Source organism: Listeria goaensis (assembly GCF_900186125.1).
Classification (GTDB): Bacteria; Bacillota; Bacilli; order Lactobacillales; family Listeriaceae; genus Listeria; species Listeria goaensis.
On the sequence record NZ_FYBQ01000002.1, the window covers coordinates 251,240 to 266,966 of the forward strand.

Annotated in this window: 17 protein-coding genes; 3 read left to right on the top strand and 14 right to left on the bottom strand. The window is 38.6% G+C overall.

The features are described 5' to 3' along the window. Positions 1-32: 32 nt before the first annotated feature. The 6 genes from CFT42_RS03765 to CFT42_RS03790 form a co-directional block, all read right to left on the bottom strand. Entirely contained in the window at positions 33-920 is an 888-nt protein-coding gene (locus CFT42_RS03765) for an AraC family transcriptional regulator (protein WP_088809296.1), read from the bottom strand. Between the two features lie 61 nt (positions 921-981). Beyond that, positions 982-2,349, bottom strand: coding sequence for an Nramp family divalent metal transporter (locus CFT42_RS03770; protein ID WP_088815408.1), 1,368 nt, complete (start codon positions 2,347-2,349; stop codon positions 982-984). A gap of 226 nt (positions 2,350-2,575) precedes the next feature. Then, complete coding sequence (locus CFT42_RS03775; RefSeq protein WP_088809298.1) at positions 2,576-3,712, bottom strand: low temperature requirement protein A; 1,137 nt, start codon at positions 3,710-3,712, stop codon at positions 2,576-2,578. Then, positions 3,709-3,990 (bottom strand): GNAT family N-acetyltransferase, encoded by a 282-nt coding sequence (locus CFT42_RS03780; protein ID WP_088809299.1) that lies wholly within the window; start codon positions 3,988-3,990, stop codon positions 3,709-3,711. Before CFT42_RS03780 ends, CFT42_RS03775 begins: the two co-directional genes overlap by 4 nt. A 13-nt stretch (positions 3,991-4,003) precedes the next feature. After that, positions 4,004-4,255, bottom strand: coding sequence for a (4Fe-4S)-binding protein (locus tag CFT42_RS03785; RefSeq protein WP_088809300.1), 252 nt, complete (start codon positions 4,253-4,255; stop codon positions 4,004-4,006). A gap of 12 nt (positions 4,256-4,267) precedes the next feature. Continuing rightward, positions 4,268-4,894 carry an MBL fold metallo-hydrolase gene (locus CFT42_RS03790; protein WP_088815509.1) on the bottom strand — a complete coding sequence of 209 codons (627 nt, stop codon included), beginning with the start codon at positions 4,892-4,894 and terminating at the stop codon, positions 4,268-4,270. A 134-nt stretch (positions 4,895-5,028) separates the two neighbouring features. Here CFT42_RS03790 and gloA point away from each other — a divergent pair, with 134 nt between their 5' ends. Continuing rightward, positions 5,029-5,409: a lactoylglutathione lyase gene (gene gloA / locus CFT42_RS03795; protein WP_088809301.1), complete on the top strand. Its 381-nt coding sequence runs from the start codon at positions 5,029-5,031 to the stop codon at positions 5,407-5,409. A 41-nt stretch (positions 5,410-5,450) separates the two neighbouring features. Here the strand turns inward: gloA and CFT42_RS03800 are convergent, their stop codons facing one another. Next, positions 5,451-6,485 (bottom strand): nucleoid-associated protein, encoded by a 1,035-nt coding sequence (locus CFT42_RS03800; protein WP_088809302.1) that lies wholly within the window; start codon positions 6,483-6,485, stop codon positions 5,451-5,453. Between the two features lie 86 nt (positions 6,486-6,571). Here CFT42_RS03800 and CFT42_RS03805 point away from each other — a divergent pair, with 86 nt between their 5' ends. Next, positions 6,572-6,871 carry an MGMT family protein gene (locus CFT42_RS03805; protein WP_088815409.1) on the top strand — a complete coding sequence of 100 codons (300 nt, stop codon included), beginning with the start codon at positions 6,572-6,574 and terminating at the stop codon, positions 6,869-6,871. Here the strand turns inward: CFT42_RS03805 and CFT42_RS03810 are convergent. Continuing rightward, complete coding sequence (locus CFT42_RS03810; RefSeq protein WP_088815410.1) at positions 6,868-7,656, bottom strand: Cof-type HAD-IIB family hydrolase; 789 nt, start codon at positions 7,654-7,656, stop codon at positions 6,868-6,870. The two genes, CFT42_RS03805 and CFT42_RS03810, sit on opposite strands and share 4 nt — an antisense overlap. A gap of 190 nt (positions 7,657-7,846) precedes the next feature. Between CFT42_RS03810 and CFT42_RS03815 the strand changes: the two genes are divergently transcribed. Next, positions 7,847-8,182 carry a DUF898 family protein gene (locus CFT42_RS03815; RefSeq protein ID WP_088809305.1) on the top strand — a complete coding sequence of 112 codons (336 nt, stop codon included), beginning with the start codon at positions 7,847-7,849 and terminating at the stop codon, positions 8,180-8,182. 189 nt (positions 8,183-8,371) lie between these two features. Here the strand turns inward: CFT42_RS03815 and CFT42_RS03820 are convergent, their stop codons facing one another. The 6 genes from CFT42_RS03820 to spxA form a co-directional block, all read right to left on the bottom strand. Further along, a complete protein-coding gene (locus tag CFT42_RS03820; RefSeq protein ID WP_088815411.1) occupies positions 8,372-8,701 on the bottom strand; it encodes an Imm59 family immunity protein in 330 nt (109 codons plus the stop codon). A gap of 3 nt (positions 8,702-8,704) precedes the next feature. After that, positions 8,705-10,522, bottom strand: coding sequence for a TNT domain-containing protein (locus CFT42_RS14925; protein ID WP_244169927.1), 1,818 nt, complete (start codon positions 10,520-10,522; stop codon positions 8,705-8,707). Between the two features lie 846 nt (positions 10,523-11,368). Continuing rightward, a complete protein-coding gene (gene pepF, locus CFT42_RS03830) occupies positions 11,369-13,183 on the bottom strand; it encodes an oligoendopeptidase F (protein WP_088815412.1) in 1,815 nt (604 codons plus the stop codon). Between the two features lie 75 nt (positions 13,184-13,258). Then, entirely contained in the window at positions 13,259-14,362 is a 1,104-nt protein-coding gene (locus tag CFT42_RS03835; RefSeq protein ID WP_088815413.1) for a competence protein CoiA family protein, read from the bottom strand. A 122-nt stretch (positions 14,363-14,484) separates the two neighbouring features. Beyond that, a complete protein-coding gene (gene mecA, locus CFT42_RS03840) occupies positions 14,485-15,141 on the bottom strand; it encodes an adaptor protein MecA (RefSeq protein WP_088809308.1) in 657 nt (218 codons plus the stop codon). A 190-nt stretch (positions 15,142-15,331) separates the two neighbouring features. Next, positions 15,332-15,727, bottom strand: coding sequence for a transcriptional regulator SpxA (spxA, locus tag CFT42_RS03845; RefSeq protein ID WP_007474633.1), 396 nt, complete (start codon positions 15,725-15,727; stop codon positions 15,332-15,334).

Sequence of the window (15,727 nt, forward strand, 5' to 3'; positions counted from 1 at the left end):
TTATCATACAAAACAAATGAGAGAAATTCTTCCTACTTTATTGTCCGATTCTTCTCGTATATTGTCTTCCTGAATTTAAGTGGCGCAATTCCCATCGCTCGCTTAAAAGCATGGTGGAACGTTTTGACACTACTAAAGCCCGTCATTTCCGCAACTTCCGTAATTGGATAGGCTTCATTTATTAAAATCCATTTTGCTTTATTTAAACGATAATCATTTAAAAAGGTAACAAAAGTCATACCCGTGTTGCGTTTAAAAAACTTTGTGAAGTAATACGTGCTAAAGCCAGTCAAATCAGCCATTTCCTGTAAAGCAATTGGCTCTTTGTAGCGCTGTTCAATATAAGAAAAAATTTCATCAAGCATCTCTAACGTTTCCTGCGATTTCAAAACGGCCTCGCCTTGAAACAAGTTATCTGGAATAGCTTCATTTTTTGGCACTTCGCGGTATAGCAAAACGAGCATCTCCAACATTTTGGCCTTTGTCGCATATTCAAATCCGTCTTTCTGCTTTTGCTCTTCTTCGTGAATCGCCAAAATCAGTTCGCGCATCTTCGAACGAATCGGATCGTCCCAGTGCCTGCTTGAGCTTACGCATGTTTGAAACAAACGCCGTAAATCGGCTTGCTCATCTGACTTCTTATCTTGTTGGAAAAACGCCAAATCAAATTGAATCACGATTCGCTCGCTGTTCGGGGAACCAAGAAAATAATGTACATCGCCGCCATTAATGATTTGAATTTCTCCCGCATTCATCTGAATCGGCACATCGTTCACACCTAAATTCAAACTGCCACGAAGCACATAAATGATTTCGATTTCTTTATGCCAATGAGGATACACAAGCACTTCGCCATCATTTGTAAATGTACGAAACGGAAAATTTTTGTCCAAATTCGGGATTTCAAGATAATTGCCCATCGTATATGCTCCTTTTTCCTTAGGCTTCTCATCCATTTTACTATAAATCCCCCGCCGTGTGTTACCCTAAATCTTGACCCGTCATAACGATATAACTAAGTAAGAAAATATTCAGCGCCACAATCACAATTGTTGCGCACCAGGCGGTGATTTTCACTAAGCGGCTATTCGCAAACTCACCCATTTTTTGTTTGCTGCTCGTAAACAAAACGAGTGGTACAACCGCAAACGGCAATTGCAGGCTAAGAATAACCTGACTCCAAAGCAGCAGCGAACCCGTTCCTTTTTCGCCCGCTAGAAGCGTCACGATAAACACAGGAATGACCGCAAGAAGCCTCGTAATCACACGCCGTAGCCACGGTTTCATACAAAGGTGAATAAAACCCTCCATGACGATTTGACCGCTTAAAGTACCCGTAATGGTCGAATTTTGCCCAGAAAGAAGAAGTGCCACAGCAAAAAGCGTGCTCGCAATCCCCATGCCAAGCGTCGGACCGAGCAGATTATACGCCCCCTCAATCTCCGTCACATTCAGCCCCGTACCGTGAAATGCCGCGGCGCCGAGAATCAAAATCATAGAATTAATAACAAAAGCTACGGTTAGGGAAAAAGTGGAGTCAATCTTCGCGAATTTGACCGCTTCCTTCTTCCCATCTCGTGTCCGGTCGTAGCGCCTCGTCTGCACAAGTGACGAGTGTAAATACAAATTGTGCGGCATCACTGTCGCCCCAAGTATGCCAAGCGCAATGAAAAGCATCGCAGGGTTTGTCGCAATTTCTTTTTGCGGAATATAGCCTTTCATAAGCTCCGCCACGTTCGGGTGCGAAACCACAACCTCAAACCCAAATATTAAAAGAATGGTTGTCATTAAAACAATGACGATGGATTCAATAATACGAAACCCTTTTTTCTGTAAAAGTAAAAGCAGCAAGACGTCGAGCGTCGTAATCGCCACCCCTAAAAGCAGCGGGATACCAAACAATAAATTCAGCGCAATGGCAGAGCCAATGACCTCCGCAATATCCGTTGCAATAATAGCAAGCTCCGTCAAAATCCACAGCACCACCGCCGTTTTTTTCCCAACAGCAGCCCGAGTTGCCTGCGCGAGATCCATTCCCGTCACAATTCCAAGCTTCGCCGACAAACTTTGCAAAAGCATCGCAATTAAGTTGGAAATTAAAACGACACTAAGCAACGTATAGCCAAATCTCGCGCCCCCAGCAATTGATGTCGCCCAGTTCCCCGGATCCACGTAACCAACCGCAACAAGCGATCCTGGCCCCATAAACGCCAACAATTTTTTCATAAAACCAGCATTTTTAGGGATCCGAACCGTGCTATGCACTTCTTCCAAACTAACATTGTGCGCGTCTTGAATCCACGCTCCCTTTTTCTTTTTTTTATTTATGATAAGCTCCTCTGACTCCATATGCCTGCCTTCTCTCTATTTCTAATAAATATATTTTGCATCAAGGAAACATTTTTGTCAATAGGAAAATATCGAGTTTTGTAAAAAAAGAGCCGCCCCCATAAAGATGAGTCGACTCTCACTATCACATTGATAGCAATCTTTTTTATCTAATTCCATTTCCACAAAAGAAGCATTTATCCAGTCAGATAAGCAACCACCAGTGCCCACCTATTTTCAAATAAATTCACTTCCCGCGCACCCTCCGCGTCTTCCTAAATTGCAGCGCCAAATCGAGAAGCGCAATAAGCCACAGCGAAACGAAGCTCGCTACAACAGGTAAGGTCGTCAATTGGTTGATTAAAAACGCGGCGATTAGAAGCAGCACTAGCATGGTGTCTTTCCAAAAAGAAAATTCGATTTCCGCTTTTTGATGAAACCCAAACACAATTTGTTTCGCAATAAAAAATACGGCGACCGCACCATAACTAAACAGCAGTAGAATGTTCTTTTCAAGATGCCCAGCAAAGAGCAAATGAATATTTGCGGCAAGAATCATGATGGAAACGATTATAAAATAATGCCCGTAAAGTAAAACTTGCCCGTTTGTTTCCTTTTCATTGTCTAAAGCATGTTCAAAACTGTGGAAGTAAGACACGAAAAGCGTGGCAATTAGACCGAAACTTAATATCGTATAAAGTAACATGTATAAATTTTCTGTATGCCCAACTAAAAGGCTGGTAATCGCAACGATACTTTCCCCAAAAGTAATAATGACAAACAATCCAAAGCGCTCCGCCAAGTGCGAGAAATCCACGGGTACTTTTTTTAGGCGACGTGTGAGCACAATCGGCATAATAATATCAAATGAAATCCCCACATACATGACAAAATAACGAATTGGGCTAGCAAAAAACATCGAACTTAGCGAAATGAGAATGCCTATTAGAAAAATCGTTCCGAGCAACTTCGAAACACGCCTAGCATCCGCCAAAAGCCTTTTGCTCACAATAAAATATTGTAAAACCGTAATCAGCCGAATCCCCGCATACCCAATGATAAACGTATAAAATGTATTGTTAAAGTTCAAATCAAAACTCGCCGTCATCAAAATGAGGAAGAACATCTGGCTCAACATAAACATCTCGGGTCTTTTCACTTGTTCCCCGTAGCGATTGAAAAACATCGTCTGACCAATCCATGCCCAAAACATCGGCGTCACCATCAGCAAATATTCGCCAAAATAAACAGCAACTTTCCCCGGATGCTCGTCAACTTCAAGCAATAAATGCGTCGTGCTCGACACCGCAGTTACGAAGACTAAATCGAAAAAGAGCTCAAGCCAGGAAACTTTTCGCTCTTTCTTCAAGTCTAAAACATTCATTTACGGTTCGCTTCCACTTCTTGGTACTCCTTCTTACGTGCAAACTCAGCTTTAGCAAACGGACAAAGCGGAATCACTTTTTTATTTTCCCGTCTTGCCTTTTCGACAGCGTGCGCCACTAATTGGCTAGCAATTCCTTGGCCACGCATCTTATCATCCACACCAGTATGATCAATGATAAACATCGTTTCACCTGCATCTGTAAATGTAATCTCGCCTACTTCTTCTCCGTTATCATCAAGTGCATAAATTCGGTTCTCACCATTTTTGAATTCCATCACACATCTCTCCCTACTTTTCATTTTCAGTCGTATGAACAATGTACTTCAGCGCCCCACTCGGGCACGTATCAATGACGCGAACAACCTCTTCTGGCGCAACATTATCTGGTAAAATCCATGGTTTCCGGTCCAAATTAAACAGCTCACCATTCCCGCGCACACAATTTCCCGAGTGTGCACAAATTGACGTATTGAAAAACACATCTACTTTTTCCCCGTCATACTTACGGTAGCCCTTTTCGAGTAATTCTTGTTCATTCATCAAGCATTCCTCCTAATTAAAATATGGATTTGTCACTTTTTCAAAACCTATCGTAGAAGACTCTCGGTGCCCCGGGTAAATAATCGTTTCATCAGGCAAAGTAAATAGCTCAGTTTGAATACTACTAAGAAGCATCTCCGTGTCACCCGTATAAAGGTCTGTCCGCCCAATGCTGCCTTTAAATAAAGCGTCACCAACTACGGCAAAATCACCGAAAATAAAACTCACACTCCCAATGGAATGCCCTGGCGTCGGTACGACTTTAAATTTGATACCAGAAAAATCATAATCTCGCATCTCCAGTTCAAATTCCGCGGGACGCGCTTTAATCAAAGCAAATCCGTAATCTCTTAACATAATCGAACCATTATGCTCCGGATTCCCAAGCCATTCCTCTTCAAGCGGACTCACGTAAACAGGAATCTCGTAGTGGTCGCGAATCGCGTCTAACGCACCAATATGGTCATAATGCGTATGCGTCAGCAAAATCGCCACTGGCTTTGCACCTGTCCCTTCAATCATCTCAATGATTCGCTCCGGCTCACTTCCCGGATCAATGACCAGAAGCGACTTCCCGTCATGAACCACATACGTATTTTCTTCCACTGGCCCTGTCACAATATGCTTTACTTTTAGCATGCAAACACCCACACCTTCATTATAATTTCTAGCTTCATTATAACGCACGAATCCAAACAACGCGAGTCCTCGAGGTTGAAATTCATAGACCGCTATACTAAAATAAAACAAGAACCAAAAGAGGAGGAAATAAAATGGCAAATATGCTACATACATGCATCCGCGTCCAACACTTAGACAAATCCCTTGATTTTTACACGAACGCTTTTGCATTAAAAGAAACACGCCGCAAAGACTTTCCAGAACACGAATTCACGCTCGTATATCTCGCTTTCGAGGAGGGTGGATTCGAACTTGAACTCACTTATAATTATGATAAAAAGGAACCTTATAATATTGGCGACGGCTATGGCCACCTAGCTGTTGGTGTAGACGACTTGAAAGCCTCTCACCAAAAACACGTCCAAGCGGGCTACACCGTTACAGACTTAAAAGGTCTTCCAGGTAGCGATCCAACTTATTACTTCATCACCGACCCAGACGGCTACAAAACAGAAGTTATTCAAAATCGCTAAAAATAAAAGCCAAGCATGCGTTCACAACATGCTTGGCTTTTTTACTCATCAAAATAAACAATCATATACTTCCGTCCACGTTCCTGATCATACCCTTGCACAAAATCATCTTCGTTCAAGTTTTCCAAATCCTTAACCGTAAGCGTAATATTTCGCCCCAATTTAAGCGTTTTTCTCACTTTTTTAGAAAGCTTCTCCGCTTTTTCCTCGTCCACCTGAAATTCCTTCGGCAAACGAAAATTATTTTCCTGCTCAAAGTTCTCCACAATCGTCTTAAATTCCGCCTGTTGCACCGGACTCTCAATCGTTTTCTCCGTAAACGCATCAATATCAAGCATTTCTGACGACTGCATATACTCGCTCGTCGCCTTCACAAAACTCGCCTTCTCCATCAGCGACTCCTCTTTTTGCTTAATATAGTCCGTACAAATATTAACAAAGCTCTCTGTATAAAATTTTTCATCCGCAGTTTTTTCAATCGCTAAAAAGCGGTCCTTCCAATATATCGAGTCATTTTTCGAAAGCCGACTGAGCACCAGCACTTTGCCTCCATCTTCAAGTGCATCATTAAAAATAAAGCACCCTTTATCTAAATCAGTACCCGTCACCCCTGAATCATAACTAATCGTGAATTTTTCCCCATTAAAATCATTTTTAACATATACTTCTTTATTTTCCACTTTAAAAATCCCAATTGCATTCGTGAAATTCCCATCCACAACGCAGCCTTCCAATTCAAAAATCCACACATCACCACTTTTAATATTCGGATGTGTCGATTCACTATATAAATGCTTTAAAATTTGCTCTGTATCCTCTAAAAAATGCGTATTATCAGCAAAAATATTATTAGAATATGTATAAACCTCATTGAAATCCAAACTCGTTTCATGCGTAAAATGAAAAAAATCATCATTTTGAAAACCATCACAAAAAATCGAAACAAGCGTCCGGTTCAAATCTTCCGAAATATCCGTCAAACAATTTTTTGACACCTCATAGCCTTCCTCCTGCGCTTTATTCCCCACAAAATGAACTACGAGCTGCTTCACTTTCGCATATGTAAAATCCACCATCTAATTCGTCACTCCAATCTTTCCAACTATTAGCATACCTGACAATCCAAAAATTTGCTATACTAAACTAAAAAGGAGTTTTTCAAATGGCCACTCAAGCATTTATCAACAGCGTCTATTCCGTCATCCAGCGAATCCCAGAAGGCAAAGTAACCACATACGGCCAAATCGCCTATATGATTCACCATCCTAAAAACGCCCGCCTAGTCGGCAACGTCCTAAAACATACCGACCGCACACTTAACATGCCTTGTCATCGCGTTGTGAACTCATCCGGACGCACCGTTCCCGGCTGGTCCGAACAAACAACATTACTACATCAAGAAAACGTCCCCTTTAAAAAGAATGGTTGCGTCAATTTAAAACAATGTTTCTGGCAAGGCTAGAAGCGCTTATCCAGCTCAACTAACACACCCGAATCATTATTTGATTTCGCCTCAAAACGAGCTGCTTTTTTCACATAATCAGGCGCATTCTCCATCGCAAAACTAAATTCCGCGAGCCTAAGCATCTCTAAATCATTGCCACCATCTCCAAAAGTCATCACTTCGTCTTTAGAAATGCCCCATTTCTCCATCAAAATCTCAATCGCATGCCCTTTATGATAACCCGGCTGAATCAAATCAATACTACCATGCCCACTACTAACAGGCGTCGCCAAATGACTAATCGAACCACTTAACTCGTCCAGCAAGCGGTATGTTTCCTCCTCCTTGCAAGAAAGCGCAAATTTAAACACCACATCATCAATCTCCGAAAAGTCAGCCACTTTTATTAAAACCGGGCAATAAAATTTCACAAAATCACAAAATTCTTCCGACACCGTCTCCAGTACATACGCGCCTTTCTTCCCACAAATAATGGTCTCAAAATCCGTTTTCTCACGCAGAACTGCCGTAATCTCAGTAAAAGCACGCTTATCAAAAATGCCCGCAAAAATATCCTCGTCGCCTTTCCGCACATACGCCCCGTTATCCGAAACGAATGTAATCTCCTCTTTTATCTCTTCAAAAAATGTAGCTAATTGGACATACTGGTTGCCACTCGCAACAACAAATTCCGCTCCTACGCGCCTCATACGCCCATAAATATCCAAAAACCATTCCCTATCATAGTTCTTCTTATCATCCAAAAAAGTCCCATCCATATCTACTGCCACTAATTTAATCATTCCAACACACCTTTCCTCATCTCCACTATACCAAATGAAATGCATTTCATGTCAACTGTTTATAAAAAATATTCTTCAAGTGCATTATTAATAAATATTTGCAAATCGAATCCAAACTAGTATAATTAAAATTACTGCGACACAATCTAAAAAAGTCTGTAGTATTACTTATATTTCAGGAGGAAAACTCATGTCAGAAACTATCTTAGAAACAAAGAATGGTAGATCCTCATTCTTCGACGGCGGGCTATTACAGTATATTGGTTGGAGTATACTAGGCGCTCTAGTCACAGTATGCACGATTGGAATTTGCTTCCCGTGGGCTCTATGCATGGTCTACGGCTGGAAAATAAATCACACAGTTGTGGAAGGGAAAAGACTACAATTCAACGGCTCAGCAGTTGGACTGTTCGGCAATTGGATAAAGTGGTTGCTCTTGACAATCATCACTTTTGGAATTTATAGTTTCTGGTTATTTATCAAACTAGAAGACTGGAAAGTAAAAAACACCACGTTCAAAAACTAGAATTCCAGCAGCAAACAAACGAAAAAAGCCGTGGACTTGGTCCACGGCTCCTTTCAGCGCAATCAAATATTGATTAAAAAGCTAAAAGGTATAATCACTGTTTTATTCATTCCAATCGCAATAATTATTAATAACCGGTAAATAAATTAAGGCGACAAAAATTCCGACTTTTTATCAGGGCTTTATAGTTTATTTTGCTTTATCCCATAAAGGACATGGGTATTCAGGAGGTTCACCATCTCTAACTTTTCTACGATTTGTTAAAACTCTACTCTGCATAATATCTAAAAATTTATCCATTGCATCAAATGGGCTCTCAAATTTATACTTTCCCATTACACTAGCTCGGTCAGCAGTCATATAAACATCATAAGTATTTTCACTTTTTTCCATTCTAAGTTGATATTCTTCTCTACCATTTTCTGATCCCTCAAAAATTGAATATCTCAATTTTTCATAACCCAATAAACGAATATCATCTTCCAATAAATTTTTAATTTCTTTTAGTTCATCGTTCATGATTTATTTAACCTCCTTCAGTAACCCTAATTTTTCATACCAGTCTACGACTGTACCTAGTTGGATTTGAGTTCCTCCACCTGCTCCAAATACTTCAGCTATTGTCCCTTGTTGCGGATTAGCTATATCTTTAAAAGTAAATTTATAGTCTTTCATGGAATCTAGAAGATTCCTTTGTTCTCCCATGTTCAAGCCATTAAAAGCTTCCTTAACATTTTCTAAATTTATATCTTTTATGACTTCATATTGATGATACGGCTTCACACTTTCAGGGTAAGGAAGTCCTCTTGTATCATATTCTAAAATTCTTCCGTCTTCAACTGGACTAGTGAATTTACCAAATGGATCTCCATATCTATCAATAACTTGCCCCTTCTTCAAATTTGCATCTATAGTACTAGGTTTTCCAGCACTGTCACATACAAACCCGTCTGCATCAGGCCATTTTATTTCCCCTTCCTTATTCAAACAATCGGGAGAACGAACAAGTTCGCCATGTGTAGATTTATAGGCGGTTTCTCCATTTTTCAATACCACTTTTTTAGGTTCAAACACTTTGTTTGTTCCTTTGATTATATCATCTACCTGACGTCCGCCACTATTCAAATTCAGATCATACTTTTGTAAAACCTCTTTCATCTTCTCTGTGGCATTGCTTACTCTAGATGACCCACCCAGCGGAGCAGCTCCAAGACCATCTGCAGCTAGTTGGCGCCTTGGATTTAAATTCAAGTTATTTTTTAAATTATCGGCTACTTTTCCGACTTCATCAAGAACCCTTGTAGCTTTTTCAACTCTTGTATGTATGCCTTCCTTTACAGTCACTTTTAAACTGTTTATTCGAGTTAAAGCGCTTTTCTGTCCAAGATTGATCAAGTCATCTACCTTGGATGGAACACTTTTAACCCCCTGCAAAAGGTTATCGCTTAAATCAGCTAGTTTTGTGCCTGATCGAATGACTTGCGTTCCGCCCGAAAAAGCTTTCACCCCCGGTACAATATCCAAAATCGAAAATGCTCCACGTATCACTCTTTCTGATGTATCCAGTTCGCGCCCTGTTAACCAGTCTTTGCCACGAATAGCCGCACTTGCTTCTAATCCTCCATAAGCTAGACCTATCCCCGCAATAACAAGTGTATACGGGCATAAAACAGCTACTCCCACAATAACAACGGTGGCAATCACGTTCACCCAGAATTCTTTTTTCTGTTGCTCATCTTTGATGGAGGTATACTCAAAGGCTCGTGAGTTTAACATAGCACTTCTGAACTCTTTTTGGCTCACATCTTGATCTTTATTCTGCCTTTTCCATTCTTCGTACTGAAGCTTCATTTGATTAGCATAATCATTATCCCCACTAAACAAGTCATCTAAACTAACTTCTTTTTTGGGGACCTCCATTTGTTCTTGCGTGTAACTATTTGCATATGTTGTGACGGTTTTAGTCGAGCCTATTCGGTTTTTGGTTGTAACTTTAGAAGCATCTAAATCCCGCATACCTTCCACAAATTCATCTAATACCTCGTAAAAAGGTTGGTCAATCTTGTCATTCACAATTCCCCCCACTTCTCCCGCAAAGTCATGTAAGACCTCAAAATCTTCATAGAGTTCTTGAAGCTTATGTTTGTTATCTGTGTGAGAAAAAGGAATAGCACCATCTGCGTCTAATCTAGCGATATCTATTTCCACTTCTTCTAAGTTCTTGGAAACACCTTTTAAACTGTCTATAGCACCCTTTCCCCAAGCACCTTTACCTATTAGGTTTCCGATGCTTTTTTCTGCTTTTTCAAAATCATCCTCCTGATAATGAACATCTTTCACCAAATGCATTCACCTACCTATTTAGTTTCTCTTCCAGTTTAGCATAAGAAAGAAATGAATATGTGGACATTTTGTGGTTTTTTTATCGAAACGTATACAAAAACATATCCCCAAAACTTTATTTCATCCACTAGTTTGGTGAGCAAGATACTTTCTTTTATTTCGTAATTTGAGCCCACTTTTTTCAGGATACTGTTTAAATTTTGTTTCAGACTTATAAGTCAAATCTGTCGGCCTCTTAAATCCTGATTATCCAAAAAAACAGCAAATAAAATTACTGTAGAAGAGATGAGCCCTTTGTTATCAGGTTTGCTTAGAGTTTTTAAGAAGCTTTGATAAATAAAGTCTTCTTTTCCATCAACGTAAGCCCGACATCAATATGCATTGTATTTGTACACTTTTATCTTAGTCTCTGTTTCCTCGTAGTTGAATCGGTTTTCGGCTCTTAAAAGGAAAAAACACCAAATAACGAAAAAAGCTGTACCTCAATGGGCACAGCTCCTTTCAGCGCAATCAAAAGGAGAAATTCACACAATCAAATAAAGGGGGTATTTGTTTGTGATATATTTCACTGTATAAATATATCACATTCTTTCAATTAATTCAACACTTCACAAACTTTTTATTTTAAATTCATTCCCATCTAATTATTACTATTAAAAAATAATACACACACAGGCAATTTCCAGGCGATGTAACACCTCTAGCGACTTGTTCTTAACAATACTCTTAACTGTTTTAATCTAACACGTAAAAACTATAACAAAAAGAAGCTTTCTCAAATAGCAAAGCTTCTTTTTATAAGTTTCTCGAGAAAATTTTTCACAAACCCAATATTTCACAAATTTATTTTGTTAATGATTCTAATTCATTTAGCTTTTCTTCAAAGACCTTTAGCGCATCTTCAACAGGTTTTGGTGTTGTCATATCCACACCAGCGCGTTTTAATACCTCAATTGGGAAATCTGAGCTCCCAGCCTTTAAGAATTGCACATAATCCTGAACAGCTTTCTCTCCTTCATTCAAAATTTTCGCGCTAAGTGCAGAAGCAGCAGAAAACCCAGTTGCATATTGGAAAACATAATAGTTCATATAGAAATGTGGAATTCTAGACCATTCATAACCAATTTCATCATCGTACTTCATGGCATCAGACCCATAATAATTCTTATTAATTCTAAAATAGTTTTCTGTTAAATATTCCGCTGTAAGAGCCTCGCCTTCTTGATCAGCTTGATGAATCAGATGCTCAAACTCAGCAAATTGCGTTTGCCGGAAAACCGTTCCTTTAAAACCATCTAAGTAATGATTTAACAAATAGGCTCTAACTTTTTTATCTTCATACTTCTTCAATAAATAATCTGTTAGTAGATTTTCATTTGTTGTCGAAGCAACTTCCGCTAAGAAAATAGAATAATCCCCATATACGTATGGCTGATTTTTCCGCGTATAATAACTATGCACACTATGCCCTAATTCATGCGCAAGTGTAAATACGTTGTCAATTGTATCTTGCCAATTCATCAATATATATGGGCTTGTACTATACGCACCTGACGAATATGCCCCGCTCCGTTTCCCTTTATTTTCAACAACGTCAATCCAGCGTTTATCAAAAGCTTCTTTTAGAATTTCTTGATACTCCGCGCCTAATGGAAGCAAGCCATTTAAGACAATATCCTTGGCATTCTCATACGTAAACTCAAGGTTCACATCATTTGATAGCGGTGTATACATATCATACATATGCAATTCATCTAAGCCTAAAAGTTCTTTGCGAAGAGCGACATAACGATGTAATAAAGGCAAATGTGCATTAACTGTTTCAACAAGTGAGTCATAGACCGATTCTGGAATGTGATTTGAAGACAAAGCCGCTTCTCTGGCCGATTTATATCCTCTTGTTTTCGCATAAAAATTAGATTTCTTCACTTGTCCACTAAGTGTCGTTGCAAGGGTATTCTTTAAGCCTTCATAAACCGAATACATACCCAAAAAGGCTTCTTGGCGAACGCGGCGGTTTCCACTTTCTAAAAGCTTACCATATTGACCATGCGTGATTTCAATTTTGTTTCCATCTTCACCCTCTATCGTTGGAAATTTCAAATCAGCATTATTTAATGTATTAAATGTTCTAGACGGGCTTCCCAGTACTTCACCAGCACTTGCTAAAATGGCTTCCTCTTTCTCCGACAAAATATAAGGACGACTTAAATTCAAATCATCTAGCAGATGTTTATAGAGTTTTAAGTCTTCATTTTCTTTCAAATAAGAAGCTAATACGTCCTCATTTATCGCTAAAATCTCCGGATCAAAATAGGATATCCCCGAGATAACTTGTGTAATTAAGCTTCCCGCACGGCTATTTAAACCTTGATATTTTGCATCCGCCGTATCTTGATCTAACTTCAAATGCGCATACACATACACATTTTCTAATTTATTTAATAAATCATCTCTAAATTGCAATGCACGAAGCAAATGTTTCGCGCTTTCGCCTAGCGTTCCTTTATAAGCAGCACTCTTCTCGCTTAACTGCTGCACCTCTTTAAAACCGTTTTCCCATGCCTCATCACTTTCAAAAATAGTCGTTAAGTCCCATGTTAAATGTTCAGGCACTTCGTTTCTTGCAGGAATTGTTTTGATTTTATTTTCCACCATAAATCCATAACCCCCAAAGTCATATTTCTTTTATTATGAGCCAAGAATTCATAAATTGCAAAAAATCACAACTCTTTATCTAAACAACTTTTCGATATAAATAATCTGCCGTTTTATGCGGAAACGTCCCGCAATATATTCCACCAAAACACCCTCACTCTCTAAGAAAAGCAAGTATTCCTCAAGTAGCAAATGACATTCATTAAGTGGCAGGAAAATCATTTTAATTCCAACAACATACTTTCTGAAATATTGTACGATATGCTCTTTACTAAAAGTATCACCCACTTCAAGTAGCTTAAAGAAATTTTCCCATAGCAAGAACTGCCATTCTAATGCTGGTGTGTGGGTCAGAAACTGCCGTGACAACTGAACACCAATTTCTGATGGTAGATTCAAAATGGCATAGCCTGATTGATACAGCTGCTTTGAAAACATACTCTTACTTTTATACTTTGCGTAGAAATAACTTAAATGCTCCCGTTCCATTTTACGGTTGCGTTTAATGTATAAACTTTTAAAACGAATTCTCGCTATTTTAGCTTGCATTTCTTCGAGTGAAATAGAAAGTGGTAACTTCATCGATGAAGCAAAAAAATATTTCCCCACATAATGATGAATATGATAAATTAACTCAAAACACTTTTCTTCTGGATGAAAACAAAATAAGTAGTAGCCTAAATCTTTATCTTTTAGCAAAAAAGCTAACTGAAAAGCTGAAAACAAATACTTGCCCCCGCGCATTGTTAATTCTTGTCCTAATATCCAGTAGGGCTTTAAACTAAGAGATAAGTAGTTTTCCGTTCGTTCAATCATTTCTTTAATTGGTATTGTTGAACATTGATACTCGAGCACAATATTTCCCTCAACAAATAAATCTGCTTGCCGCTTAATCTCCGAGAAATAATGTTCTAAATCCACTTGAAAAGCTTGGGCAGTGAGCCAACCTAATAGTAGCTCTTTAGCCTTCAAATGCTTAGCTGATTCGCCCTCAGAAGCAGTCTTGCACTTGCCACCTTTTTTATGAGCAAAATGTGGTACTTTAATATCGCCATTTTTTAAAATAACTTCTTCTTGGCAGCAACAACATACGTAACGCATTTTATTCTTTTCTAATAAATCTCGATTGGTCTTTGTAACTGTAATGACTTTACCAGTTTCAGTTTGAGCAGTAAACATAGATGCACCTCTTTTATATTTTAAATTCGCCGTGTAATCTCAAAATCCTTCTTTAATCAAAAAAATTCTTGCATAAAAAAAGACCTATTCCACAATCAGCGGAAATAAGTCTTTCATCGTTTCTAATTAAAATGTTTCTTAATTTGTTCTAAAGCAGGCGTATCCAAGACTAGATTGCCATATTCTTCAAGAATATAACCTGTCAAGCTTGATTCCAAACCATACTCAAGTAAAATACTTACAACATTGTCAATGTTTTTTTCGTTAATTTCTACTTCAGGAAACTCAACATACAAATAATAGTTGTCCTTGTATGAAAATAATTTTGTCGTTACATGTTCAAGCCCAGTTGCTTGGCTCATTGTAATCAAATCTTCAAAATCATTAAATTCTAAAATAAACTCTAACGTATCTTCAGTATTTGAATTATCCTTTTTAACTGGATTAAAATTTTCCTCCAGCATTTTTTCAATTCGTTCTTCCGCCAATTCATCGCCCTGTGTTACACTGAGGTTTAAATTTCCCTCACCTTTACCAGAAATACTTGCTTTTGTAACAAATACTTCTAAGCCATGTTTTAGCGCTTGTACTTGAATCCAGAGCGGACCTTCCGGAGAGAACTCTTCTTCATATTTCAGCTCGTCCATCATTTCCCAGAAAAGTTCTTCACTTTTCTCACGGTCATACCAGACATCTTCCTGATTAAAACCACGCTCTTCTAAATCAAGATAAGAAATATAAAACTTGATTGTATCTTCGTTAATTCGTTCAATTTCCATCGTCACACTCTCCCTTCCAAATTAGTCATTGACAATGAAGGGTACTACTTTACTTATATTTTAGCTCAAAACTGCATTTTATACCACCATTATTTACTGGTAGTCTTATAATATTAGCCGAAAATCCAAAAATAAGCAAGAAAAAAAGTTGCTGAACAAAAATTCATTCAACAACCCTAATATAATCAGTTTAGTTAACCATTTTTTGTGCTTCTCGAAGTTGATAAGTTCTTACTTTTCTTGGTAAAAAACGACGAATTTCATCTTCATTGTAACCAACTTGTAAACGCTTCTCATCAATAATAATCGGGCGTCTAAGCAAACCCGGATTCTTTTGAATTAACTCAAACAACTCTTGTAGAGGTAAACTGTCCAAGTCAACGTTTAGTTTCTGGAATGTTTTAGAACGTGTTGAAATAATTTCATCTGTTCCATCTTCCGTCATACGGAGGATTTCTTTTATTTCATCTAAACTCAGTGGTTCAGAAAAAATATTTCTTTCTTTATAAGGGATTTCATGTTCTTCTAACCATGCACGTGCTTTACGGCAAGATGTGCAACTAGGTGAAGTGTATAACGTTACCAT